This is a genomic window from Desulfobulbaceae bacterium (genome assembly GCA_015231515.1).
GTDB lineage: Bacteria > Desulfobacterota > Desulfobulbia > Desulfobulbales > VMSU01 > JADGBM01.
This window is the reverse complement of the sequence record JADGBM010000176.1, coordinates 1-4,423: the sequence shown is the minus strand read 5'-3', so window position 1 is coordinate 4,423 and position 4,423 is coordinate 1. Positions and strand designations below refer to the sequence as shown.

3 protein-coding genes are annotated in these 4,423 nt (G+C 40.2%); 1 reads left to right on the top strand and 2 read right to left on the bottom strand.

What is annotated here, in order from left to right; genetic code table 11:
- Positions 1-290 precede the first annotated feature (290 nt).
- Positions 291-3,650: a response regulator gene (locus HQK80_15685; protein ID MBF0223633.1), complete on the top strand. Its 3,360-nt coding sequence runs from the start codon at positions 291-293 to the stop codon at positions 3,648-3,650.
- A gap of 116 nt (positions 3,651-3,766) precedes the next feature.
- Here HQK80_15685 and HQK80_15680 read toward each other — a convergent pair whose 3' ends face one another.
- Positions 3,767-4,054, bottom strand: a complete 288-nt coding sequence (locus HQK80_15680; GenBank protein MBF0223632.1) for an integration host factor subunit beta — start codon at positions 4,052-4,054, stop codon at positions 3,767-3,769.
- Between the two features lie 65 nt (positions 4,055-4,119).
- Positions 4,120-4,371 (bottom strand): hypothetical protein, encoded by a 252-nt coding sequence (locus HQK80_15675; GenBank protein MBF0223631.1) that lies wholly within the window; start codon positions 4,369-4,371, stop codon positions 4,120-4,122.
- Positions 4,372-4,423 lie beyond the last annotated feature (52 nt).

Genomic DNA, 4,423 nt, shown 5'->3' with positions numbered 1-4,423 from the left:
CAGGGGATGATCCTGGCAATAATTAGTTTATTACTACCTTAACCTTAATGTTTCAAAAATCATTTGTGGCACATAAATTCAAAAATGTGGGGCACAAACTAATTGCCTTGGAAAATTGCTCCTTCATCTCAAAAGAGCCAAAGAAAAATATATAATCAATGGCTCTGACAGTTTTTAGACCAGATAACTCAATAAACTCAGGTCGAACAGTAATTATTTATAACTCAGGGTCGGCTGAAGATGTGCCTGGAGATCTGCTGGAATTAGGCCATATCTATTTAGGATACAATATGAAAAACAATAACTCTTTTTTCTCTCGTCTTATTGCAAACCGTACTGTTTCTTTACGATATTTTATTGTTCTGCCCTTTGTCTTTCTCATTGTATTTTCAACCACCATTATTGCTCTATTTTCCCTCCAAAATGGCCGTATAACCGTTAATGATGTTGCCAGACAGCTGCGTGCGGGAGTACTTGCAAGAGTTGAAGACAGGCTTACCGAATATCTCCAGATACCCCTTAATGTCAATGAAGTGAATGTACATGCACTGGAATCGGGATTACTGGATATTGATGATCTCCAAAACGTCCAGCGTTATTTCTATTCTGTTATTAAAGCAAATCCTTATTTGGCATATTCTTTTTTGGGAACCACTCAAGGTGAATTTTATGGTGCACGGCGTCTGCCTGACGGAAAAATCCAAATTGTACGGGCTGGTGATCTAACCAACGGTAATTCCCACAATTTTTCCACAAATCCACTGGGAGATGCCCTGGAACTAAAACAGGTCTATAAAAATTTCGATCCGAGAACCAGACCCTGGTATCAGGCCGGAGTCGCTGCTAAAGGCCCTGCATGGACACCAATATACCGTCATTTTGTGATTAAAGATCTGGCACTAACGGCAGCCCAAGCCTTTTATGATTCAAATGGAAACCTTAAGGGAGTATTTGCCGTTGATTATGTGCTGGGACAGATAGATAAGTTTCTCAAGACCATCCGTGTGAGCGAGCATGGTGAAGTGTATATCATGGATGATAATGGAGATCTGATAGCGGCATCATCGGCAACATCCGGCTATTTGACTAAAGACAGCAATGGAATCTTCACCCGTGTTCCGGCGGTTAACTCTGGAGTTGCCAATGTGGAAACCTCTGCACGTCTTCTCAAAGAGCAGACGGAAGGATTAAAGCACGTTGGTCAAAATAAACTAATGTCATTTGAACAGAATGGTGAACTGCAATATCTTCAAGCCTCTGAATTTACAAGAATCCCTGGCCTTAAATGGATTTTGGTTACAATCGTCCCAGAATCCGATCTCATGGCTCGAATTAATGCCAATACCAGCAAGACCCTTGCTATTATTGGGCTGGTTGTCATTTTTTCAGTTGCTCTTGGCATTTTCATGGTATCAAGGATGCTAACGCCCATAGAAAAATTCAGCCGTGATGCTGAAAAACTGGCACGGGGAGACTTTGACATCAAGCCTATCACCCATACAAATGTCAACGAACTTTCAAATCTGGATCTGGCCTTTCAGGCAATGGGCACTAAATTGCAGTATTTATTTAAACGCCAGAAAGAACAAAGCGATATCATTGCGAAGCAAAATGAATCTTTAGAAAAAAGTGTTGCTGAACGTACAGTAGAATTGAAATCTGCCAACAGCCGGCTCAAAGCTTTTTTTGAAAACATTCCGGGACATGTTAATGTGGTTGATAAGGAATTTAATATTATTGCTGTAAGTCGTGGTCTGCTTGAAGATTTCGGGTTTGATGAGATGGATTCAATTCTTGGCTTCAAGTGTTATGAAGTTTTTCAAGGGAATAGTTCGCCTTGTGCTCATTGTTCTCTCTTTGAATGCTACCGCACCAAAAAAACTGTGATCCGATATTCAACCACTGAAGAAGAAAGCATTACAGGGAAGGCATTACAGATTTATTCAGGGGCAATCCTGGATGAAAACAATGAAATAATCGGGGGAATTGAGTATGTCGCCGATATTTCTGATCTTCGTGCCTTGGAAAAAGAGCTGATTACCGCCAGGGAAAAGGCAGAATTGGCAAATCGTGCTAAAAGTGATTTTTTGGCACACATGAGCCATGAAATCAGAACGCCCATAAATGCTGTTATCAACATGAACCGCCTGTTACTGGATACCCCGCTGGATGAAAACCAGAAAGACTATGCAAAAACAGCCATGCTCTCTTCCGAAATCCTGCTTTTTCTGATTAATGATATTCTGGATTTTTCAAAGATCGAAGCTGGAAAACTTGAATTGGAAAACACACCATTTAACCTACTGGATACAGTCGAATCTGTTGTGAAAATTATGGAGAGCAAGGCTGAAGAAAAAGAGCTTTATTTGACACACCAGATTGAACCGGATGTGTACCCATATCTGATAGGTGACCCGGTGCGGGTACGTCAAGTTCTTCTCAACTTTATCAGTAATGCCGTTAAATTTACGGAAAAAGGCGGTATCAATGTGACCGTATTTCAAAAAAATATAAATAAAACAGATACTACGGTAAAATTTAAAATTTCAGACACCGGTATCGGAATTTCAGAAGAGCACAAAAAACGACTGTTTCACTCATTTTCACAAGAGGATTCTTCCACCTCCAGGAAATACGGTGGCACTGGCCTTGGGTTGGCAATTTCAAAAAAACTTGTGGCACTTATGGGAGGAGAGGTCGGTGTTGTCAGTGAAAAAAATGTAGGAAGTACATTCCACTTCACAGTTACGTTTAAAAAAAACACTAACTATGATGGTTCATCTTGTGAATTAAATAGTCTAAAAAAAGAGGGAGATGCTGCATCGCGTGGGGCAATGGATCTTTCTACTATGCCACATGCCGAAATTCTGCTGGTGGAAGATAACATCATGAATCAGAAGGTGGCACTGGCACTCCTGAACAAATTCGATTTTCTTGTGGATATTGCGAATAACGGCAGGGAAGCTGTAGACGCTGCCCGTAGGAAGCATTATGACCTTATTTTTATGGATATGCAGATGCCTGAAATGGACGGTATTGAAGCCACGAAAATTATTCGAAACTGTGATTCCCCTGTCTTGAATCCTAATGTCCCAATCATTTCAATGACGGCGAACGCAACAAAAAATGACCGCCAAAAATGCTATGATGCCGGAATGAATGCCTATCTATCAAAACCAATTGATCCTGAAGAACTTTTATCTGTTATCAAAAAATATTTGGTGGATACGCCACCAAATGAAGATAAGTTGTCTTATTTCTCAGAGGCAATACCAACATCTTTTTTTACATCTAAAGCCGCTTCAATATTTGACCATGATGCTTTTCTGAAAAGATTAGGCGGCAGTGAAACACTCTTTATGCAACTTGCATCAAAATTTCCAAGTTTCTTATCTAAAAACATCAAACAGTTAAAAGAGGCTGTTAACAGAGAAGATGCAGAAACAATCCGCATGTGTGCCCATGCAACCAAAGGAATATGTGCCAACTTTTCAGCAAATAGGCTCTGCGATATGGCATCTCTTATCGAGGATGCTGCAAAGGAAGGTAAAACAGATGTATGTTTTTCACTGATGAAGAACATGGAGCAGGAGTTTATAGAATTAGAATCAGTATTGTCAAATATGTTTCCGGACATTTTCCCCGTGTAGATTCAACTATCTGTTTGTATTGAAGATCTGAAATTCCGCGGTTTTGGGCTTAGACCCACTACTCCCCCTCATATAGGCCTTTTGAAGGTTCCATAGCAGCCTCATATGTAAAAAAATCATTTATTCTTCTTATAGTCTACCCGCTCTTTAAGCTCCTTCCCGCATTTAAAAAAGGGAAGCTTTTTACCTGCAATCTGTACTTTTTCACTGGTTTTGGGGTTTCTGCCAATATAGCCCTGATATTCTTTCATGTAGAAGGAGCAAAGGCCCCTTATCTCTACCCGATCACCGTTTGCCAGGGTACGGGTTATCTCGTCAAAAAAGACTCTCACGACTTCAGATGCTTTCCATCTGGGGATGTTGGATTTTTTCTGTAGCGCAATAATGAGATCTTTTTTATTCAATGATGCCTCTCCTTAATTTTCCATAATTTGACAAGCGTGCCTATCTGTATAAACTTTTGCTTCTATTAATCAGGCACATACGGAATAAGCCCTTTTTCATAAGCAAATTCCTGAACCTCTCGGGGAAGATTACGAGCATCAACCATAAATCCATCAACGGTAATCAGCCATGCTCTTAAATTATTGTCCATTTTACTCGGAAGACACCAATTGGGATCAAGTTGGTAGGTCTTTAAAATATCTCTGACTTCCTTTGATTTTGAGCCTCCAGTGGCTTTGCTGACACCAAATGCTACACAGAGATCGGTTGCACTCATTGAAGGTTCCTGGCTCCGATCAAACAGAAAATTAACAAAACCCATGGCATAT

What these genes read in the sequence shown, in the direction of transcription:
- HQK80_15685 (MBF0223633.1), top strand. Translation starts at nt 291, where the DNA reads ATGAAAAACAATAACTCTTTTTTCTCTCGTCTTATTGCAAACCGTACT.
- HQK80_15675 (MBF0223631.1), bottom strand. Translation starts at nt 4,371, where the DNA reads ATGAGTGCAACCGATCTCTGTGTAGCATTTGGTGTCAGCAAAGCCACT.